Origin of the sequence: Niveispirillum sp. SYP-B3756 (assembly GCF_009495745.1) — a bacterium.
In the GTDB taxonomy this organism is placed as follows: domain Bacteria; phylum Pseudomonadota; class Alphaproteobacteria; order Azospirillales; family Azospirillaceae; genus Niveispirillum.
This window is the reverse complement of record NZ_WIDQ01000002.1, coordinates 14,854-35,810: the sequence shown is the minus strand read 5'-3', so window position 1 is coordinate 35,810 and position 20,957 is coordinate 14,854. Positions and strand designations below refer to the sequence as shown.

The following is a 20,957-nucleotide window of genomic DNA, read 5'->3' as shown; positions in this document are numbered from 1 at the left end:
TCTATCGGGGAGACCGATTGGTCTCCCCTTCCAGGGCATTCAGCCCCGCCGTGCGAGCGGCGGGGCTTCTTTTTTGGTTAGACAATTTCAATGAAGATCCTGTTCATTCATCAGAATTTTCCAGGTCAGTTCAAATCGCTGGTGCCGGCATTAATCGCGGCTGGCCATGAGGTGACGGCGTTGGCGATCGAAGGTACGGAGATACTTGGTCCCCGGTTCATCCGCTATCGACCGCATCGCGGAACCTCTCCCAACATTCACCCTTGGGTCAGCGATTTTGAAACTAAAGTACTGCGCGGTGAGGCCTGTGCGACGGCTGCGGCGGACTTAAAGGCCGCCGGCTATCAGCCGGATATCATCGTGGGGCACCCTGGATGGGGAGAGATGCTGTTTCTGCGCGATATCTGGCCAAGCGCGCCACAGTTGCATTTTCTTGAGTTTTATTACGCCGCCCAGGGCAGCGATGTGAATTTCGATCCGGAATTTGCCCAGGCGCAGTGGCAAAATGGTGCCCGGGTTCGAACAAAAAATTCCGGCGGGTTAATTTCGCTGGAACAGATGGATGCCGGATACAGCCCAACCGAATGGCAGCGCGCATCTTATCCCGCTTTTGCCCGTCCGAAGGTGGAGGTGGTGCATGACGGGATCAATACAGATCAATTGCGACCCAACCCCGACGCCTCTGTCACGCTGGCCGGTCGTAACCTTGTTTTGCGGCCAGGCATGAAGGTGGTGACCTTCATTAACCGCAATCTGGAGCCCTATCGCGGCTATCACAGCTTCATGCGGGCCCTGCCTTTGATGCAGCAGTTGGCCCCGGATGCCTTTTTCGTGGTGGTCGGGCGCGACGGCGTCTCCTATGGCTCCAAGGCGCCGGAGGGAAAAACCTGGAAGGAGATATTCCTCAACGAGGTCTCAGATCGGATTGATCTTACGCGCGTCGCGTTTGTGGGGCATATTCCGTATCCTACATTCGCGGCCTTGATGCAGGTTTCGGCGGCACATGTTTATCTGACCTACCCGTTTGTGCTGTCCTGGTCGATGTTGGAGGCTATGGCATGTGGCGCGCCCATTATCGGCAGTGCGACGCCGCCGGTACAGGAGGTGATTGAGCACGGGCATAATGGGCTGCTGGTCGATTTCTTCGATTACGAAGGGCTTGCCCATGCGGTGGGCGAGGTGTTGGAACATGGCCAGCGATACCAGGGGATGCGCCAATCGGCCCGGCAGACCGTGGTGGATCGCTATGACCTCGCACGTGTCTGCCTACCGCGTCAGCAAGCCCTGATTGATCGTGTTGCGAAGATGGGGCACGCGAATTAAGATTTTCCGGCCAGCTTTGCTTTCATGTTGAGTTGATTGACTGACAGGTCGCTGATTTCCATCATTAATGGCTCGCGCTCTATAACTAACCAAAGGCAGCAGGCGATGACAACAGATTGGTCCGCTGGTTATATGGCTGAAGTCTCATATACCCATGGTTTTTACCGTGAGCTTACCCCCTCTCTGCTTGAGTTTGCGGCGTTACTGTCTGGCCATCGCGCTCCCCAGACGCTTGCTTATTGCGAGCTGGGCTGCGGGCAGGGTTATTCCAGCAATCTGCTGGCGGCAGCCAATCCGCATATTCAGTTCCACGCGACGGATTTCAATCCGACACAGGTCGTCGGCGCGCGCGATCTGGCCGCTGCAGCCGACAGTACCAACATCACTTTTTATGAGGATAGTTTCGGAGAGTTTGTAGCACGTACCGATTTACCCGATTTCGATATCATCGCTCTGCACGGTATCTATAGCTGGATCAGTGATAAACACCGGGGGGAGATTGTTGAATTCATCCGGCGACGCTTGCGTCCCGGCGGGTTGGTTTACATCTCCTATAATACTTTGCCAGGCTGGGCGGCGGCGATGCCATTACGCCGGCTTCTGGTTGAGGGTGCCGCCGGGGCAGCGGGTAAATCCGTGTTCGCACGCATCGAAGAGGCATTGCGTCTGGCGGAGACGGTATCTGGGGTGAATGGCCGCTACTTTGCCCATAATCCCGGTGTTGCCGACCGGCTGAATCGTATTAAGGGTCAGTCGCGGGCTTATCTGGCTCACGAATTTTTTAATGAACATTGGACGCCCTTCTACCACGGGGATGTTGCGGCGGAGTTGGCCGCAGCCAAGCTGAGTTGGATTACGTCAGCATTTCTGCTGGACCGTCTGGATGCCATCAATCTGAGCCCTGAACAGCAACAAGTGCTGAATCAGATTGATGATGTCTCTCGGCGCGAGACCCTGCGCGATTTTATGGTCAACCAGCAATTCCGGCGCGATATTTTCGTCAAGGGGGCTGTAAGATTATTGACGGGTGAGTCGCACAGTCTGTGGGCGCGCCAGCGTTTCACCTTGTCCGTTGAACGCACCAAGGTCAGCATGAAGGTGAAGGGCGCTATGGGGGAAGCCGTGCTGCAGGAGGAAGTTTATGTTCCCCTGCTGGACGCTTTAGAGCGGGGGTGCCCTAGCTTTACTGAACTGCTGACGGATCCGGCTCTGGTTGCCATGAACCCACAGCGTGTTCAGCAGGCACTGATGGTGTTGGTAGGCGTTGGCTATGTGCAGCCCGTTCTGTCTGACGTCGGCGCGGAGGAGCGTCACCAGCGTTGTCGCGCGTTTAATGAAGCGGTCATGCGGCGGGCACGCTGGTCATCCGAGCTTCAATATCTGGCATCCCCTGTATTCGGCGGGGCGGTGATGCAGGACCAGGTGTCACAGTTGTTCCTGCTGGCCTTAACGGAAGGAGAGGCCGATCCAAGCGCTTTTGTCTGGCGGGCCCTGTCACGCAATAATCAACGAATGTTTCGTGATGGCAAACCGTTGACGGATGATGCAGATAATTTGACCGAATTACGCGGGAAGTACAGAGTTTTCCAGGTGGATACACTGCCGCTGTTGCGGCGGCTCGGCATTGCATAGGTAGCAGCATGATGACCTCAGTGGCGGCCAGCAGCCTGGATTTGCGCTATGATCTGCACCAGGATCGGCTCGTGTTGACCGCCCGCACGGTGGCAACGGGAATGGACATGTACCTGACACGGCGTCTGACAAGGGCGCTGTTGTCTGGTCTGCTGGACTTGCTGATGCGAACGAGTGATCTGGTGGCGCGCAGTGGTCCGGATCATCGGGGGGATGTTTTGCTGTTCGAGCATATGGACGCGGTAAACCGCGTCACCGCCTGCAATGTGTCGCCATCTACTGTGGCGCCAGCGCTGGCAGCGCAGCTTCAGGCCCAGACGCCCCGGTTACTGGACCGCATCGATGTGACAATCACGCGCGGGATGGTCCGCCTGTCTTTCCTGGTCGAGGCGGGGGAGCAGGCTTGGCTGAGCCTGCCTAGAGAACTGGTGCATCAGTTCGTCAATATGCTGTTGAAGAAATGCCAGGAAGCGGGCTGGAATCTGGATGAACTGGCCTGGGTTGACCGCCGCGGTCAGATTGTGCTTCCCGAGGGGACGCGTCCCTGCTGAATGGCTTGGCCGGGCACTGGCGGACCCGGTTAGGGTGGACCTTCCCGGCATTGTCGCGTCCGTTCGGTTCCTGCGTCATAACGTCCTTGGATGCCATGCGCCGCTGAAACACCGCAATCTTGTTGTTGCATTCCGCCTGTGCCGGGAGGAATGGTTGCATCAGCTACCCGTTTCGTGCTGTTGCAGACAGGGCGGCTTAAACGTTAAAATGGAGAGCCAGCCACCCGGACGTGGTTGGCTGTTTTTGTGACCAGCATCTGGAAGCAGGCGAACCCGATGAAGATTGTTCCCGTCAACCGCCAGGCAGGCGCCCCGTCACAATTACGCCAGGCGTTGAAGAGCTCCGGTCGGGCGTTCTTCTTTGTGGCGATATTCAGCTTCTTCATTAATTTGCTGATGCTGACCTCGCCTATCTATATGTTGCAGGTTTATGACCGTGTATTGACTGCCCGCAGCGAATCCACCTTGCTGTATCTCAGCCTCATCATTGCCGGGATGATGCTGTTGATGGCCTTGTTGGAAATGGTTCGGTCCCGTGTGCTGGTGCGCGTCAGCGGCAAGATGGATCAGACCTTGAGCGGAAAGGTATTTGACGCCATTTTCGCTCTTAATCTCCGCAGTCCCGCTGCCAATCGCGCCCAGTCGCTGCGCGATCTAGATACGCTGCGGCAATTCATCACCTCACAGGGGCCGTTCGCGCTGTTTGACGCGCCCTGGGCGCCGATCTTTATCGGCATCGTTTTCATGATGCACCCGTTGCTGGGGCTGATTGCCACCGTTGGCGCGCTGATCCTCTTCGCATTGGCCTACGTTACCGAGGTGACGACCAAGAAGCCGCTGAACGAGGCGAATTTACATGCCATCAAGGCGGCATCTTTCGCTGAAGCCAGTTTGAAGAACAGCGAGGTGCTGGCGGCTTTAGGTATGTTGCCCGGTATCCGCCGCCGCTGGCGTGTCAATCAGGAAAAGGCACTGATATTGCAAGCACAGGCTAGCGACGGTGCCGGCAGCATCAGTGCGCTGACTAAATTTATCCGCCTGCTGCTCCAATCCTCAATGCTGGGTTTCGGTGCCTATCTGGCATTGGAAGGGCAGATTACCCCGGGTGTGATGATCGCCGCGTCGATCATCATGGGACGTGGTCTGGCACCGGTGGAACAGGCGATCGGTTCCTGGAAGTCGTTCGTTTCCGCCCGCGGTGCCTATAGCCGCCTGGACGATCTGCTGCGCGCCTTCACTCCCAACGCGGACACAATGGAACTGCCGGCGCCGGTGGGGAATGTGGCGGTCGATCGGGTGGTTGCGATGCCGCCGGGGGCCAACGCGCCGACGATCAAAGGGGTCAGTTTTGCATTGGCGGCAGGGGAGTCCCTGGCGATCATTGGTCCCAGCGCCGCCGGCAAGTCCACGCTCGCGCGGCTGCTGGTTGGCGTTTGGGCGCCGCATTCCGGTTCGGTGCGGCTCGACGGTGCGGATGTGTCGTCTTGGGATCATGAACAACTCGGTCCGCATATCGGCTATCTTCCGCAGGATGTCGAAATTTTTGACGGTACCATCAAGGAAAATATCGCCCGCTTCGGCACGGTTGACGCCGTAAAGGTGGTAGAGGCCGCACAGTTGGCCGGCGTGCATGACCTGATTTTGCGGTTGCCGTCTGGCTATGATACATTAATCGGCCCGGGCGGGATTGCTCTGTCCGGCGGTCAGCGCCAGCGCTTGGGCTTGGCGCGGGCCGTTTATGGCAATCCTACCTTCGTCGTTCTGGATGAGCCCAATTCCAACCTCGATTCCGATGGCGAAGTGGCCCTGGTGAATGGCCTTCAGCGGTTGAAGCAGATGAACGCGACGGTGATCCTGATTTCACACCGTCCCAGCATTCTGAACCATGTGGATAAGGTGCTGTTGTTGCGTGAAGGAATGGTGGAGATGTTCGGGCCGAAACAGGAAGTGATTGCCCGGCTCACCCGCCCGGTGGCAAATCAGCCTGCGGTTCCTCCGCAGGGGGCACCCCCGCAGGGTCAGGTTTCCGGCGCGTCGGGTGCGTGATGTTGCCCTGCATCACCCCCTTTAACGACATTTGCTTTAGGCACCATGCTGGTGCTGACCTTTGTGAAAGTGCGCAAGCATGACCGACCTTGTCACGAGCAACACCCCCCCGCTGCCGGTACCTGGCCTTGAGAAGGGACCGGCACCGCAGGTTCCCACCGACGAAATGCCGATTATACGTCTCGGCTTGACGTTGATCCTGATTGCTTTTGGCGGTCTTCTGGCGTGGTCTGTCTTTGCCCCGCTTGCAAAGGGGATTGTGGCCCCCGGTACGCTTGTGGTGGACAGCAACCGCAAGAGCATCCAGCATCTGGAAGGGGGTATCGTATCGGAAATCCTGGTGCGGGATGGTGATGCGGTGAAGGCTGGCCAGGTTCTGATGCGTTTGGACGAGGTATCGTCTCAGGCGCAGCGCGACGTCTTGTACGGCCAGTTCCTGTCGGCCAAGGCCAAAGAGGCACGTTTGCTCGCAGAGCGGGATGAGAGCAAGCGGATCAACTGGTCGGACGAACTGATGAAGGGAGCGGACGAAAATGGTCGTAAGCTCAGTATCCGTAATAATGAACAGCAGCTGTTTGAAAGCCGTCGGCTGACATTGGCTGGCCAGCTTTCCATCTATGAGCAACGCGTCAAGCAGCTTGATGAGCAGATAAAGGGTTTTGAGGCCCAGGTTCTGGCAAATACAGAGCAGATCCGTCTTATTGACGATGAGCTGGATGGTTTGAAGCAGCTTTACGATAAGGGCTATGCCTCAAAGACGCGGTTGCTTCAGCTCCAGCGTAACCGCGCTGAGCTTGATGGCGAGCGCGGTAATTATGAAGGCGAGATCGCCCGCGCCAGAATGCAGATTGGCGAAGCCCGGTTGCAGATCCTGCAGGTTCGTAAGGCATTTGAGGAAGACGTTGCTGATAAGCTGCGTGAGGCCCAGCAGCAGATTTTTGATCTGGAAGACCGATTGACCAACGCCGATGATGTTTTGCAGCGACGCGAAGTGAAGGCCCCGGGTGATGGTATCATTGTTGGTCTGCGCGTCCATACACTGGGCGGGGTCGTGCGTGGCGGTGAAACCATCATGGAGCTCGTCCCCAACAACGAGAGGCTCATCGTTGAGGCAATGGTCAGCCCCAACGATATTGACAATGTGGCTGTAGGACAGGAAGCGGAGGTTCGTTTCTCAGCCTTGTCCAGTCGCCAGATCCCGATTTTGTTGGGAACGGTGATACAGGTCGATGCTGACGTAACAACCGACCAGCGGGGTAACCGCTATTATTTGTCGCGTGTAGAAGTGCCGGAGGATCAATTGTCAAAGCTGGGTGGTCAGAAGATCGTCCCGGGTATGCCGACGGAAGTGCTGGTCAGGGCTGGCGAGCGGACGCTGGTTGAGTATCTGATGAAGCCGCTGACGGACAGCTTCTTCCGTGCGTTCAAGGAGGTTTGACCGACACTGGTGATGCCATGCTGACCATACGCGAGAAGGGGCCGGTCTGGCGCTTGCAGGCGGCCCCTCGGGAGTTGGCACGTGGCGTCGCCTGTTGCGGACTCTCCCCCAACAGTTTGGTGGTGCCAGATGCGGTTTTGACCGATCTGGTTCCAGATAGCGCCTATGTTGAGTGCCCTACCTTCTTCCTGCAGGACAAGGTGGGTTTTGTTGCCCTGCTGGCCTATTTTGTCATGAATGGTCATGCATTCAGGTTATTTGTACGGTCTGCTGCCGGGGAGTCAGAAGGGCTGCTTCTGGCTTACCCCCGGTTGGATGACACGACAATAAACATGTTGCGGCGCTTTGACCGGCTTGCTGCAGAGCAGGTGGATGATTTATGCCACCGGCTTGAGTATTTTCTTGGTCGTTTGATTGAGCCGGCTCATACCAGACCGCCTAAAGGTTGACCTTTAGGCGGTCTGGAGGTCGGTACCCTTGGCTCGGCATTACGGAGCGTGCCAAGGGTACCTTAAGCGCCCACCCGGCACATGAGGGAACACAAAATCTCCCTGAATCGGTCAGGATCAAGGGAGATTGGTATCAGCGCCTTTCCCGCGATTGATGTTGGGGCTGGCACTGTCGATAGGTTTTCATACTGGTGGCACGGTCGTGCACAATGGCAGCCAGCGACCGTTGGCTGCCGGAAGCAGCGTCCGGTGATTGAGCGAACTTATCTGAACCAAGAGGCATGATCCATGGCCCCTGGTGTTAGCCATGCAAATGCACAGGGCTCCCGTAACGGCCAAAGCGCCAGCGGGGAAACTATCAGATCAAATCCGCATAGCCGTGGCGCCCTTCAGCGGCACCGTAAAGTATAAAATGAGACAAGGCATTGGTGAAGGCCCCCGCATTGATGGCCGCAGCTACGTCCGGGTAGGCTGAGAGATAATAGTCCTCATCGAACATCGCCTCTCGCTTCTCCTTTTGACCATAGAGAACGTAATGGTCGATGGCAGAGTTGACCTCTCCCGTCTTGATGGCCGCGTTGATATCCGGGTTCAAGGCCAGATAATCAATGGCGTCAAACTTGGCGTTGGGGTTCCGGTTTTCAAACTGACCGATCAGCATGTAATGCGAGAAAGCCGTGAAAGAACCAGCCTCCACAGCCACCGCCACGTCAGGATAATGTGCCAGATAGTAGCTGGTATCAAAGAAGGCGGCCGGATCACGCCCTTCCTTCTGCCCATAGCTCCAATAATGATCGGCGGCGGCGGCGGCAAGCATCTCTTTGCTTGCCGTGGGATACGCCACCTTCAGGACCGCTGCGACGTCGGGATTGGAAGCGAGATAATAGTCTGCATCGAAATGGACGGCACTGACACGTTCTCCCCAACTGCTGCTATCGACAACCCGGTCTTTAAAAGCGATATATTCAATATTGCGGATACGCAACTCCAGCCCGTTGTCGTCATTGATCAGCGCCCAGTGCTCGCCATTCTCCTCAACAAACTTGATCTGGTAGGCTTTGGCGGGACCATCAAGGACCAACCGGTCCGCCCCGCTGCCGCCGTCCAGTCGATCACCGTAGGAGGCTGCTGTGAATATGTCGTTTCCAGCTCCGCCCAGGATGACATCAGCCCAGGGGGTGGTGCGGATATTATCGCTCTTGTCAGTACCAAGGATCACAGGTGTCGTGGTTTGTACGGTATCGTCATAATTCCCGAATACGACATAGGTCATGTCGCCGGAAATGCCGACCCCCATCGTGTCCCAGCCGGCAAAAAGCAGATTTGAGCTGGTGGCGGGATTGCCCAGCCAATTGTGCAGCAAGGTGTCGTTGGTCTGCCCGACCAACGTGCCCTCCGCATTTTCTGCCAAGCCGGTCGGCAGCGTGAGGCGGAGCCCGGTGGCGACGCTTAACACGCCATCAAGGAAGGAACTGCCATCGCTCCAATGATGCAGAGTGGGGACGGGACGGGCGGTGACCGAGGGTGCGGCAGACCAGTTAGCATAGCCAACATTACTGCTGAAATCGGCAGCGTGCTGCCCCGCAAGGGTTGTCAGATCCACTACCGGGCGCAGGGCGGAAAGCCCCTGGGCAACCCGCTGATCATTGATTGCATGATAAAGGCTCAGCTCGTCGATTGTCATGACGTTGCTGCCCGCCATCAGAAGCGTTTGAGCGGCAAAAGACATTTCCTCAACCTCCTGAAAGCGGCAAATCGCCGGTTGTCGACTGGCCGATCATCGTCAATCCCCCTGCCTGCACGGCCACCTGTGACAGGTCAAGAATAACGCCGCTTGTTGTGCTGTCATGCTCCGATGTCTCAACCACAAGGCTGTCATGGTCGGACTGGAAATTGTCTGCGGTGATTTGCAGGCGTTCATGGTCTGGTGTCAGCGAGACGAGGAACAAATCCTTCTTCTCCGTTCCCGAGAGAACGACGTTGTCGCTGCTGAAGAAATGCAGAACGGCCGGTTGCTCCGATGTCTGTCCCTGAACACCGGCCGCCATGACGAGCAGCGGCTGTGCTGCCGCTTCAATCTTGATCGGCGCGCTGGCCTCTGCGAGCATGAGCAGGTCAGCGACAGCAAGCTGTGGTGGCGTGCCATGTTGGATAGCCGGCGCTTCTTCTGCCAGCAACAAGACGGCAGTCTTCTCCCCGTTCCCGGGAACAGGGGGCGGCGACGGCATAGACGTCGCCTCTAACCCGGCGCCATCGGTTGTCGCCTCCGCGGAAGGGTGAAGTTTGGCTTTCACCGCCTCATGCAATTCTGGCAATGCAAGCGTATGGCTGTTAGTATCGAAGGCGTGATCGCCAGCGACAGGTTCGCTGACGTCCGGCAGGGGCGACGCCATCGCGTCATGCGCCACTGTGCTGGCGATCACATCCGCCGTCAGCACCGCAATGACGGCACTGACGATACGCAAGAACGCATGTGACCCATCCGGGTCGGTCTTGTTATCCGTGCCATCGTGACCATGGTCAGCGGGCACATGGGAATCAACAAGAGCCAATGCGCTCAAATCCAGGTTGGCCAGGGCGGCCCGCAGGGTGTCGGCCTGCCAGGTTTCCCCGTCCATGACATGAACAATGAAGAATCCATCGATCCTGGCGATATGGACCAAGGTTTCGGCGGTGGCCACATCCTCAAGGGCAAACCAGGGATCCCCCTCGTCCGTCAAACCAGATGCAGCCTCAAGAACAACGCCATGCCGGGCGAAGAGGTCGATACAGCGATAGATATCGGCCAAATCCTGGTTGCCCCAGGTCCCGCTATTCCCCCCGCCATTACGGCCGGGGAAGGTGAATATATCGGCTGAGACGCTCATGACGCCTCTCCTTTAGCGCCATCCTCCCGGCTATTGATCAGCAACAGGGCCGCGGCATCCGGTTCAAAGGCGGCCAGATAGCTTGCAGCGAACAAGGTCGGTTCCATTCCCAAAGCCTCCGCCCACCCCAGCAAACTACCCTCCGGTATCCGCCCACGCCCGGCTTCCACCGCACTGATGATACCAGGGCTGGCCAAACCGATGTGGCTGGCAAGACCGCGTGTGGTCAGACCGGTGGTCAGTCGTTGCAGGCGGATGGCGCGCCCCCATGCGGCGCGTCTTTCCCGCGCCTGGTTGATCCGGTCACGCTGGAAGAGCTCTTGCGTGTCGCTACGCGGCGCTTCCAAAGGATCGGAACGCAGGGGAATGATCTCGCCCATCGCCAACCTTCCTAGACGACCCGGAACTTTGTCGCCTTTGCAGACGGCGTCTCGCTCCCGGTCATCGTACCGCCGATGTCACCAACCTCCCCAAACAGGATGGCGTGGGTGATAGGATCATAAAACTGCATCAGAGTGCGTACAAACTCTGCCGGGACCATTTGCAGAGCGGCTGCCCAGGCAAGATAGCTGTCCGGCGGAATACGGCCACGACCGGCCTCAATCATCGAAACCATCGTGTAATATTCAAGGCCGACAGCTTCTGCCAAAGCGCGCTGTGTCAGCCCGACTTCCGTGCGGCGGTTCTTCAGCCAGGAGCCTGCGCGTCGGCGCAACTCCTTGACCTCTTCACCGCCACCATGTTGGGGGTGGGTGTACATGCGACATCCTTGAGATCGATTCCTTAGACCCCAACATAAGCGACTTTATAACAGAATACCACTTCACTTATTGCCTGCATCCACCTATGGACCAAAAAACTTAAGCCGGGCGGCGCAGAAGCCACAGTTCGCCGCATGAAAGTTGGGCAGTACCGGCAGGGGTTGCCATGAAATTGCCACTATTGGCTCATTTTCCCAGGCGCACGGCCAGCAGGAAGCGATACCCGGCAAGGCAGAAGACGAATGATTCGGCTGCAACCACAGCTATGGGGGCCGCTATATGCATATCGACCCCCAACAGGTGCAGGCCAAGCATGGTACCAAAATTGATGGCAGCTGCCACTTTCAGCATCACGGACCATAACTTTCCCTCCCCATAGTTGAACATATAGAGGGAGGAGAAGCAGGAGCCCACCCCGACCAGGATGGGGACGGGTGCCAGGATACGCAGCACCCGCGCCGACTCCATGAAGTCCGGCCCAAAGGCAACCATCACCAGCAGGTCGGCAGCAAAGCCCATGACCAGCCCGCCAGCCAAGCCGACGCAACCCACCATCAGCATCACCTTGCGGATCAACCGCATACCAGCCGTCGGATCGGTGACGGCCAGATTGGCCACCCGTGGCATGGCGGCCTGCGTGATCGCGGCCAGGAAACCCTTGCCAGCATTCAGGCAACGGTCGCCGATATTGTACTGGGCGGCAGCCACCGGTCCGCCCAGCAGCCCGACCAGGAAAGTCTGCGCCATGGTATAGACCTGGATCACCAGATCTGCCGTGAAAATACGCCAGGCGGATTGCAACCGCGCTCCGACCGCCGCCCGTGTGGGCAGGTGGAGCACATCGCCATAATGGCGCGCCAGGAAGCGGAAGGTGACCAACCCCGGCAGCACGGCCCCTGCCGCCGTCAGCATGATTGCCAAACCTGCATCCGCCGGCCCGCGCACCAAGGCGAAGATGCCAATCACCCCGATCAGGCGTCCGAACATGGAGGAGAAGACGACGATGCGAAACTGCTCCAGCCCCTGGAAAAGCCAGGGCGGAGTCAGCAGATTGCAAAAAGCGATCAATGGTACGAAAGACAACACCGCACCCACGCCACCCTCATGGGGCAACTGGGTCCAGATGGTGAAAATCACCAGACCGGTCAGGGTGAACAGCAGGGCGCGTACTGCATAGGCTTCGGCAACGATGGCGGCGGTGCGGCGGCGATCCTCCTTATGGATGGCCACTTCGCGCGCCGCACTCCAGTTAAAGCCGAAATCGCACACCAGACCCAGCAAGGTGCCGGCCGATACAGCCCAGGCATATTGCCCGAACTGTGTCGGCCCGAGCACCCGGGTGATAAAGGGCAGCACCACCAACGGGATGATCAGGTTGGCAACGTTGGTGAGGCCGAGATAGGAGATATTGTGAAGAATCTTGCGGTCGATCATGGTGCAACAGCCCCTCAGGGGGCCTGACCTGCGACAATCGACCGGATATTGGCCTCCATGGCATCGCCCGCCGCCTCCCAGGTCAGGGTGCGGGCCATTTCCCAGCCGGATTGGGCGATGCGCTGACGGTGGGCATGGTCGGCGATCAGCCGTTCCAGACCGGCCGCCACGGATTCCGGGCATTGCGCCTCCACCACCTCGGCCGTCTGATTGGGGATGGCATATTGCTCCGTCCCCGGTTGGGTGGTCACGGTCGCCAGGCCACAGGCCATGGCCTCTGCCGGGAACAGCGGGAAGCTTTCATACCAGGAAGCAGAAAGCAGGATGTCAGCCTGACGATAGGCCTCTGCCAGGGCCAGCGGCTGCAGGAAGCCAAGATCCTTGTAAGGCGCGATGGGATTATCCGGTGGCAGGGCCGCCCCGCCATAGACATGCCAGTCGATCTGGTATTGCGGCAGGCGACGGCGCACAATCGCGGTTGCCTCTGCCATCTCCTTGAAGCCTTTCCAGGCGACATGGCGGCCACCATAGGAGATCAGCGTCACCTTGCGATCATCCGGGCCTGCCAGCGGCTTGGGTGCCCCGTTGAAGATATTATGGTCCAGGGCATTGGGTGACAGGCGCAGGGAAGCACCGGGGACCGCCTTGTCGACCTGATCATAGAGCCAGGGGGAATTGGCCATCATCTCCAGCCCCAACCGATAGGACATGGCGGCGACCTTGTGGGTCAGCGCCGGATCGGGGGTGTCATTGGCGAAGATGACCTCATAATGTTGCATGAAATAGCCCAGCTTGCCGGTACCGAACAGATAGACGGGCAGGGCGGTGCTGTACTGGGTGGCAATGGTAATGTCGGCCGGCGGGATCAGGTGGCGCAGCTCATGGTGCTGCACGGCCTGTTCGATCTCTGGTGTCCAAAGCTGGGGCAGATTGCGCAACAGGGTCATGAAATCGCGCCGGATATCGGCTTTGCCGGCCTCATCCCGCCGGGGCAGCCAGCCGGCAACGGTGCCGATCAGCCGGCCCAGGGCGCCACCGGTCGATTGCGGCGCCCAGTGCAGCAGCGTGCCAAATTCCTTCTTGAACCAGGCCGGTGCATCGCAGGGGCGGGTGGGGATGATCGTCACCTGGTGCCCGCGCTTGTGGAGCTGGTGGGCATGTTCCAGGATACAGAGTATGCCGCCGGTGAACTTCTCCCGATGCAGGGGAGGGACGACAATGTTCACACGCAGCGAATTCGCAGCCATTTGGCGCCTTGCCTGAAAAACGAGAAAACCGGGTCAGACCCGCAGCGGTTTGCCGGCCGTAACCAGCGGCACCACCTGGGTATCGTAACATTTCAGGGCCGCGCCAATGGCCTGATGCATGTCGAGATAACGATAAGTGCCAAGACGGCCGCCGAAGATCACATTCGGCTCACGCTCGGTCAAGGCGACATATCGTTCATACAGATCACGGTCCGCCGGTGTGGCGATCGGGTAATAGGGCTCATCCCCCTTGCCGGCAAACCGGGAGAACTCCCGCGCAATGATCGTCTTGTCACCGTCGAATGGCCGTTCGGGGTGCAGATGCCGGAATTCGTGGATACGGGTGAAGGGCACGTCCATATCGGCATAGTTCATCACCGAGGTGCCCTGGAAATCGGGTGTCTGTGCCACTTCCCATTCCAGATCGACCGTGCGCCAGCCCAGTTCGCCAAACTGATAATCATAATAACGGTCGATGGCGCCGGTATAGATGATGGGTTTGCCGGCCGGGATCTGGTCACGGATATCGAAGAAATCCACCCCCAGACACATCTGGATCTTCGGCTGATTCAGCATGGTGCGGAAGATCGCGCCATAGCCGCCCAGCGGCATCCCTTCGAACCGGTCGGCGAAATAGCGGTCATCAAAGGTGAAACGAACCGGCAGCCGGCCGATGATGGAGGCGGGCAACTGGCGTGGATCGGTCTGCCACTGCTTCATCGTATAGCCACGGATGAAGGCGTTATAAAGGGAACGGCCGATGGATTTGACCGCCTTTTCTTCCAGATTGGTCGGTTCGCCGATGGCCTCTGCGGCCATTTCCTGGGCGACCAGGGCACGGGCCTCGTCAGGCGTGAAATGGCGGCCGAAGAAGGAACAGATGGTGCCCAGATTGATGGGCATGGAGAACACCCGGTTTCCATGCACCGTTAACACCCGGTGCCGATATTCGGAGAATTGCGTGAAGCGGTTGATATAGGTCCACACCTCTTCCGAATTGGTGTGGAAGATATGGGTGCCATAGGGGTGCACCTCGATCCCGGTTTCGGTATTGATCTCCGAATAGGAGTTGCCGCCGAAATGGGTGCGCTTGTCCAGCACGGCAACGGTCAGGCCCAGTTCGCGGGCAGCGCGTTCGGCGATGGTGGCGCCGAAGAAGCCGCTACCCACCACAATCAGGTCAAAACCGTCGAAATTCATCTTTACCCCTCGGAAATTCCACCCTGCGCGGCGAACGCGGGGCCGGTTTACTGTTACCGTCGGTCACGGGGGGATTGCAAGGGCGGGCTGGCCAGCTTTGCGCCATGGCAGGGTACGCCCTGCCGCCTTAGCCGACATAGCCGTCCGGGTGACGACGTCGCCATTCCCAGGCGGTGGCGATCATGCTGTCCAGGTCGGGCAGCTTCGGTGCCCAACCGGTTTCCCGTCGCAGCCGGCTGCCATTGGCGACCAGAACGGGCGGGTCACCTGGCCGGCGCGGGGCCATGCGCACCGTGATGCGCCGGCCGATCACCCTTTCCGCCGCCTCCACGACTTGGCGGACCGAGTAGCCGCTGCCGGTGCCGACATTATAGCGGGCCGACCGTTCATCCAGCACGTCCAGCACCTTTATATGGGCTTCGGCGATATCGCAGACATGGACATAATCGCGGATGCAAGTACCGTCGGGCGTCTCATAATCGTCGCCGAAAATATCCAGATGCGGCCGTTTGCCAAGAGCCACTTCCAGGACGATAGGAATCAGGTGCGTCTCGGGCCGGTGGTCTTCCCCCAGATGCCCGTCGGGATGGGCGCCGGCGGCGTTGAAGTAGCGCAGTGCCGCCGACCGCAGCCCGTGGCAGCGATCCGCCCAGTGCAGCAGCCGTTCCACCATATATTTGCCTTCCCCATAGGGGCTGCCCGGATCGATGGGGCTTTCCTCCGTGATGGGGCGGCCGTCGCTGGACGCAAAGATATTGGCAGTGGAGGAGAGCACCAGCTTGCCAACCTTGTGTGCCACCGCAGCGTCAATCACCGCCTGGGCCACGCGGACATTGCCCGCCAGATAGGGGGCTGGGTCGCGCATGGATTCGCCCACCAGGGAACGGGCGGCAAAATGCATGACGGCGTGATAGGGACGGGTTGCCATCAGCCGGTCAAGCAGCGGGCGATCCCCCGCATCGCCCACCACCAGATCCGCCGCCGGCGGTACGGCGGCCCGGTGGCCCTGGCTCAGATCATCCACCACCGTGACCGCATAGCCGGCGCGGCACAGGGCCTCCACCGCATGGCTGCCGACATAGCCAGCACCACCGGTTACCAGGATTGCATCAACCGCTGCCATCTGAACCCGCTTCACGTTAAGAGATACCTCCCCTTCACCTATACGGAAGGCGGAGGCCATTGCCCCGTTTGTAGCCAGTTCCAAGGCAGCCTGTAAAATCGTTATTTGGCTGTGTGACAGGCTTACCTGCTTCTTTCTTCCGGCCTATAACGCATATGTTCGTGAAGAGAGCGGGTGAGGTTTTGTCATGACCATCCTTGTCACAGGTGTGGCTGGTTTTATCGGTTCGCATGTGGCGCGGGCGCTGCTGGCGCGTGGCGATCGGGTGGTCGGTCTGGATAATGTCAATGATTACTATGATGTTCGGTTGAAGGAGGCGCGGCTGGCATTGCTGACCGGGCAGCCGGATTTCAGCCTGCACCGGCTTGATATTGCTGATCGTGTCGGCATGGAGGATTTCTTCGCCGGCCACCCGGACATTACGGGCATCGTGCATCTGGCCGCCCAGGCAGGTGTTCGCTATTCGCTGGAAAATCCCTATGCCTATGTCCAGTCCAACCTGATGGGACAAGTGGTGATGCTGGAGGGGGCGCGCCATCTGACGGGCCTGCGCCATTTCGTTTATGCCAGCTCGTCATCTGTTTATGGGGCCAACGAGAAGCAGCCTTTTACCGTGGGTGATGCGGTGGAAAGGCCGGTGTCGCTCTATGCCGCGACCAAGCGCGCCGACGAGCTGATGACCCGCACCTACAGCCATCTATATGGCTTGCCGGCGACGGGTTTACGTTTCTTTACCGTTTACGGTCCGTGGGGGCGGCCGGACATGGCGCCCTTCCTGTTTGCCGGTGCCGTGGCGGCAGGGCGGCCGATCCGCGTTTTCAATCATGGGCAGATGTGGCGCGACTTCACCTATATCGACGATATCGTCGCCGGCGTGATTGCCGCGCTGGATCGTCCGGCCCGTCCGGCACCGGAGCTGCCGGGCGGCGATCTGGTGCCCCATCGCCTTTACAATCTGGGCAATAACCGTCCGGAGCGGCTGCTGGATTTCATTGCCGCCATTGAGACGGCCTTGGGGCGTAAGGCGGAGAAGATCATGGAGCCGATGCAGCCCGGCGATGTGCCCGCAACCTATGCCGATATCAGCGCCAGCACGGCGGACCTGGGCTATGTGCCCCGCACCAGCATGGCCGAGGGGGTTGAACGCTTCATCGCCTGGTATCGGGCTTTCTACAAGCTGGATTGATCCAATCCTGGTGCCGTTCTCCGGATGATGCGACCGGTTGCCGCATCGGCGAGACGGCAATTTGGATTTAATATGCATATAGAATGCATATTAAAGAGAAGGCCAATGACCAGGATCGTTCCTGAACTGAAGCATGATCATCTTGAATTGAAGCATATTCTGGAGGAGGTGCGTCGCCTGGGAATCGGCACCGCTGCCGGGCGGCAAACGCTTCTTGCCGCGCGCGATCGGTTCATCCGCCATATCCAGCGGGAGGATGAAGTCTTTTATCCTGACTATCGTCGTCTGGCCCGGCGCGACCCGTTGCGGGCGGCCACGGCAGATCAGTTTGCTGAGGAGATGCGCCAGATGGGGGCCGCAATCCTCGCCTTCTTCGATAAATACAAGGATGGGGGCGAGGGCATGGCCTTCGCTATCGATTTCGGCCGGATCAGCGCACAGCTGCAATCCCGCCTGCATAAGGAGGAAGCAATTCTCTATGCCCGCTACGAGGAAATGGCCGCCAGCAAGACAGCCTGATCCGGCTGCGTTTCAGTATAAAAAAGTGACGGGCGACCCCAGTGGGATCGCCCGTGGATACTGCCGGCAGGGGGGAATTACGATTCCGCCCCCATCTGCTCTTGCAGATAATTCTGGATGCCGACCCGGTCAATCAAGCCCAGCTGGGTTTCCAGCCAGTCGATATGTTCCTCGGTATCTTCCAGGATGCGGCGGAAGATTTCCTTGGACTGGTAATCGCGGATGCCTTCGCAATACTGCATCGCCTCGACCAGGTCGGTGCGGTTGCGGGTTTCAATCGCCAAGTCACCGCGGAAGCATTCCGGCACTTCCTCGCCGATCATCAGCTTATGCAGATCCTGCAGGTTGGGCAGCCCCTCCAGGAACAGGATCCGTTCGATCAACTGATCGGCGTGCTTCATCTCCCCGATGGATTCCTCATAGACCTTCTTGGCCAGTCGCAGGAAACCCCAGTTTTTGATGATGCGCGCGTGCAGGAAATACTGATTAATGGCCGTCAACTCGTTCATGAGGATCGTGTTGAGGTGACGGATGACGGTGGGATCGCCCTTCATGGGAACCTTCGTTCATTTGGGGTGGTCTGAATGGCCGTTGATGCAGCCGAACAATCATGTCTCGACAATACTGGCACAAGCTGCACGATTTGTCGCGTGATAACGTCTTGCAATTGAATGGGGCGTAGTTGATAACTGGTTTCATTAGCGATTTCTGTATATCAATATTTCAATAATGCTGATGATTGTCGTTATCGTCGGCACGGGTTACTCTGTTTGCAGCTCCAACGTCGATGATGGTTGGAGAATAAATGAGGGAAAGGAAGCGGGAATGGCGCGACAGTTACGGTATTTTGAGGATTTGAGCCCCGGTCTGGTGGTCGAGTTTGGTGATCGGCTGATCACGGCGGAGGAAATTGTCGCCTTTGCCCGCGACTATGATCCCCAACCTTTTCATCTGGATGAGGCGGCGGGACGGAAGACGCATTTTGGCGGGCTGGTGGCGAGTGGCTGGCAGACCTGCGCAATCATGATGCGGTTGATGGTGGATAATTACCTGTGTCCGGAAACCTCGCTGGGTTCCCCCGGCCTGGATGAACTGCGCTGGTTGCGCCCGGTGCGACCGGGCGACCGTCTGCGCGTCCGGCTGGAGGTGCTGGAGGTGCGTGTATCCCGCTCCCGACCGGAAATGGGCACCGTGCGTCAGCGCACGGAGGTGCTGAACCAGAAGGATGAGGTGGTGATGACCAACATTTCCGTCGGGATGATCCGTCGCCGGGAGCCTGGTGTGTAATCGGGTGACCACGATTGATCCGTGTGGACGATTTTCTTTAATCGTCCTGCAATCATTGGTGCAATCAGCCGTCAAGCTGGCGTAATATGGGACAGTCCGCCCCGCGGGCTGATCAACAACAAGCTTTTCCGGTGCGCTCCCATCATGGCTCGTGACTTTGCTGATTTCGCCCCAGGTGAATGGGTTGAGGAGCTGCAACCCCCGCGTCGACGTTTACAGGTTATGGCTATCCACGCCCGCCCGGGCATCAAGGCGGCCAATGTGGAACTGGCGATTGCCGGCAATGTGGTGGACAGGCTCAGCCTGTCCATCTTCGCTCTGTCGGATGTCAATCGCTTCCGCCGCCTGCGCTAGGGGGGGTATCTAATCATTCTCCCGGCTGGGGTACCCGCGCGGGGAGCGGCTTTAGTTGCGGCGGCGGATGATGAGACGCCGCCCCAGCCGCCACAGGTAAATAGCGATAACCGCGAAAACGACGATCTTGGAAACGGGATCGACATAATCCTGCACCTGCTCATACTGGCTTTCCAGCAGGTAGCCGGCGGCCGTCAGTACGCTGGTCCACACCAGGGAACCCAGGGTGGTCAGGGCCAGGAAACCCGGCAGCGACATGCTGGCCAGACCGGCCGGCACGGAAATCAGCGTGCGGATGGCCGGGATCAGCCGGCCATAGAGTACGGCTTTGCGTCCGTGACGGTCGAACCAGTTGAACGCCTGCAGCACTTCCGGCGGGTCCATGGTCATGATGAAGCCGAATCGGTCGGCCAGGCGGAACAAGCGGTCGCGGCCAAAGGCGTGTCCCAGCCAGTACCAGGGCAAGGCTCCCAGAACTGACCCGGTGGTGCCGAACAACACGGCCAGTACCGGATCCATCTTGCCCTGTGCGGCCAGAAAGCCGCCCAGCGGCATGATCAGTTCCGAGGGGATAGGGGGAAACAGGTTTTCCAGGAACATCAGGGCAAGCAGGCCCCAATATCCCATCTGCTCCACCAGACCCAACAACTGTTCGAACATGATCCTGCTGCCATCCTGATTTATCGTGTGCCGACGCGTTGGTGCGCAGGCGTGCCGTGCTGTAACCCAAGCCCGCCTGCCTGTCATGGGTAAACGCCGCCTCAGGCCCGATGATGTCAAAGCCATGGCGGAAAAGGGTGGGATTAGCCCCCCATTGTCGCCAACGATCACACTGACCTTTTGAAGCTCTATTCCTTTAGGAGAATTTTCGGCTATCATGGGCTCTAGAACAGTGGGGAAGTCCGGTTGCACGGCGGTACCCCCGTTTGTGCCGGTTATATTCCCCTTTTGATCGGGGCGGTTTGGTGAGGAGAGTGCGATGGTATTGTCCAGGCGGGTCGCCGACCCCCCGAAACCGGGCGAATGGCTGGAGGAACTGAAGGTGCCGCGTCGGCGTCTTCTGGTTCATGCGGTCCATCAACATGCTACGCGCCCGGTTCATGTCGAGTTTCTGGTGGAGGGCCGGTCGAGTGACCGGCTGTCGCTGGCATTGGAGGTGGTGCTGGATGCCACCCGATTCCGCCGCCTGGGCCATAGTCAGGACGCCGCCTGACCCTATTATTTGGCTGGTTCCGCTTTTGAAAACGCCGCTCCTTTTGGGAGCGGCGTTTTTGTTTACAATCTGTTGACTGTAGATACGGTGAAAAACGCTTCGGGGAGCAACATTTCTTAGTCGCGCCCATGTTCCTCTATCTCCTTGGGATAAAGACGAAAAATCTTGTTTCTCTGTTGTTGGAGACGTTGACGAGCCAGTACTCATTATTATTCCGTTAACTTATTGATAATATTGGCATAGCTACCCCTATCCCCCGGTATAGGTTTCCGCCATTGTATCCATGGACCTGAACCGTGTTTGATGTCAGATAGTGGGTGTGGGGTA

The 20,957-nt window shown here is 58.6% G+C and carries 21 protein-coding genes; 11 read left to right on the top strand and 10 right to left on the bottom strand.

Annotated elements, in window-relative coordinates; translation table 11 throughout:
• The first annotated feature begins 90 nt into the window (after nt 1–90).
• The 6 genes from GE253_RS04220 (at nt 91) to GE253_RS04195 (ending at nt 7,439) form a co-directional block, all read left to right on the top strand.
• Nucleotides 91–1,323, top strand: coding sequence for a glycosyltransferase family 4 protein (locus GE253_RS04220; RefSeq protein WP_153202900.1), 1,233 nt, complete (start codon nt 91–93; stop codon nt 1,321–1,323).
• Nucleotides 1,324–1,428: 105 nt separating this feature from the next.
• The gene (locus GE253_RS04215; protein WP_153202899.1) at nt 1,429–2,955 is read left to right on the top strand and encodes a class I SAM-dependent methyltransferase; all 1,527 of its coding nucleotides are present in this window, start codon (nt 1,429–1,431) and stop codon (nt 2,953–2,955) included.
• Nucleotides 2,956–2,963: 8 nt separating this feature from the next.
• Nucleotides 2,964–3,506 carry a hypothetical protein gene (locus tag GE253_RS04210; RefSeq protein WP_153202898.1) on the top strand — a complete coding sequence of 181 codons (543 nt, stop codon included), beginning with the start codon at nt 2,964–2,966 and terminating at the stop codon, nt 3,504–3,506.
• A gap of 276 nt (nt 3,507–3,782) precedes the next feature.
• Nucleotides 3,783–5,552, top strand: a complete 1,770-nt coding sequence (locus GE253_RS04205) for a type I secretion system permease/ATPase (protein WP_153202897.1) — start codon at nt 3,783–3,785, stop codon at nt 5,550–5,552.
• Between the two features lie 79 nt (nt 5,553–5,631).
• Complete coding sequence (locus GE253_RS04200) at nt 5,632–6,990, top strand: HlyD family type I secretion periplasmic adaptor subunit (RefSeq protein ID WP_153202896.1); 1,359 nt, start codon at nt 5,632–5,634, stop codon at nt 6,988–6,990.
• A 17-nt stretch (nt 6,991–7,007) separates the two neighbouring features.
• Nucleotides 7,008–7,439 (top strand): hypothetical protein, encoded by a 432-nt coding sequence (locus tag GE253_RS04195; RefSeq protein WP_153202895.1) that lies wholly within the window; start codon nt 7,008–7,010, stop codon nt 7,437–7,439.
• Nucleotides 7,440–7,797: 358 nt separating this feature from the next.
• Here the strand turns inward: GE253_RS04195 and GE253_RS04190 are convergent, their stop codons facing one another.
• From GE253_RS04190 to galE, 8 genes are all read right to left on the bottom strand, one after another.
• Complete coding sequence (locus GE253_RS04190) at nt 7,798–9,168, bottom strand: hypothetical protein (protein WP_153202894.1); 1,371 nt, start codon at nt 9,166–9,168, stop codon at nt 7,798–7,800.
• Between the two features lie 4 nt (nt 9,169–9,172).
• The gene (locus GE253_RS04185; RefSeq protein ID WP_153202893.1) at nt 9,173–10,306 is read right to left on the bottom strand and encodes a hypothetical protein; all 1,134 of its coding nucleotides are present in this window, start codon (nt 10,304–10,306) and stop codon (nt 9,173–9,175) included.
• Nucleotides 10,303–10,686 carry a helix-turn-helix transcriptional regulator gene (locus tag GE253_RS04180; RefSeq protein ID WP_153202892.1) on the bottom strand — a complete coding sequence of 128 codons (384 nt, stop codon included), beginning with the start codon at nt 10,684–10,686 and terminating at the stop codon, nt 10,303–10,305. Before GE253_RS04180 ends, GE253_RS04185 begins: the two co-directional genes overlap by 4 nt.
• 11 nt (nt 10,687–10,697) lie before the next feature.
• The gene (locus GE253_RS04175; RefSeq protein WP_153202891.1) at nt 10,698–11,066 is read right to left on the bottom strand and encodes a helix-turn-helix transcriptional regulator; all 369 of its coding nucleotides are present in this window, start codon (nt 11,064–11,066) and stop codon (nt 10,698–10,700) included.
• Between the two features lie 187 nt (nt 11,067–11,253).
• Complete coding sequence (locus tag GE253_RS04170) at nt 11,254–12,501, bottom strand: oligosaccharide flippase family protein (RefSeq protein WP_173012485.1); 1,248 nt, start codon at nt 12,499–12,501, stop codon at nt 11,254–11,256.
• A 14-nt stretch (nt 12,502–12,515) separates the two neighbouring features.
• A complete protein-coding gene (locus tag GE253_RS04165; protein WP_153202889.1) occupies nt 12,516–13,748 on the bottom strand; it encodes a glycosyltransferase family 4 protein in 1,233 nt (410 codons plus the stop codon).
• Nucleotides 13,749–13,781: 33 nt separating this feature from the next.
• Nucleotides 13,782–14,948, bottom strand: coding sequence for a UDP-galactopyranose mutase (glf, locus tag GE253_RS04160; RefSeq protein ID WP_153202888.1), 1,167 nt, complete (start codon nt 14,946–14,948; stop codon nt 13,782–13,784).
• Between the two features lie 127 nt (nt 14,949–15,075).
• A complete protein-coding gene (gene galE / locus GE253_RS04155; protein WP_153202887.1) occupies nt 15,076–16,071 on the bottom strand; it encodes a UDP-glucose 4-epimerase GalE in 996 nt (331 codons plus the stop codon).
• 187 nt (nt 16,072–16,258) lie between these two features.
• On the opposite strand from galE, the gene GE253_RS04150 reads away from it, so the two are divergent.
• Both GE253_RS04150 and GE253_RS04145 read left to right on the top strand, forming a co-directional pair.
• The gene (locus tag GE253_RS04150; protein WP_153202886.1) at nt 16,259–17,257 is read left to right on the top strand and encodes an NAD-dependent epimerase; all 999 of its coding nucleotides are present in this window, start codon (nt 16,259–16,261) and stop codon (nt 17,255–17,257) included.
• A 105-nt stretch (nt 17,258–17,362) separates the two neighbouring features.
• Nucleotides 17,363–17,776 carry a hemerythrin domain-containing protein gene (locus tag GE253_RS04145; RefSeq protein ID WP_173012484.1) on the top strand — a complete coding sequence of 138 codons (414 nt, stop codon included), beginning with the start codon at nt 17,363–17,365 and terminating at the stop codon, nt 17,774–17,776.
• Nucleotides 17,777–17,853: 77 nt separating this feature from the next.
• Here GE253_RS04145 and bfr read toward each other — a convergent pair whose 3' ends face one another.
• A complete protein-coding gene (gene bfr, locus GE253_RS04140) occupies nt 17,854–18,330 on the bottom strand; it encodes a bacterioferritin (RefSeq protein ID WP_153202884.1) in 477 nt (158 codons plus the stop codon).
• 271 nt (nt 18,331–18,601) lie between these two features.
• Here bfr and GE253_RS04135 point away from each other — a divergent pair, with 271 nt between their 5' ends.
• Together GE253_RS04135 and GE253_RS26450 are read left to right on the top strand one after the other, a co-directional pair.
• On the top strand, nt 18,602–19,063 hold the full coding sequence (locus GE253_RS04135; RefSeq protein ID WP_153202883.1) for a MaoC family dehydratase: 462 nt from the start codon (nt 18,602–18,604) through the stop codon (nt 19,061–19,063).
• A gap of 222 nt (nt 19,064–19,285) precedes the next feature.
• On the top strand, nt 19,286–19,417 hold the full coding sequence (locus GE253_RS26450) for a hypothetical protein (RefSeq protein WP_282183185.1): 132 nt from the start codon (nt 19,286–19,288) through the stop codon (nt 19,415–19,417).
• Between the two features lie 51 nt (nt 19,418–19,468).
• Here the strand turns inward: GE253_RS26450 and GE253_RS04130 are convergent, their stop codons facing one another.
• Nucleotides 19,469–20,077, bottom strand: a complete 609-nt coding sequence (locus GE253_RS04130) for a DedA family protein (protein WP_153202882.1) — start codon at nt 20,075–20,077, stop codon at nt 19,469–19,471.
• Between the two features lie 319 nt (nt 20,078–20,396).
• On the opposite strand from GE253_RS04130, the gene GE253_RS04125 reads away from it, so the two are divergent.
• Nucleotides 20,397–20,630 carry a hypothetical protein gene (locus tag GE253_RS04125; protein ID WP_153202881.1) on the top strand — a complete coding sequence of 78 codons (234 nt, stop codon included), beginning with the start codon at nt 20,397–20,399 and terminating at the stop codon, nt 20,628–20,630.
• The last annotated feature ends 327 nt before the right edge of the window (nt 20,631–20,957 follow it).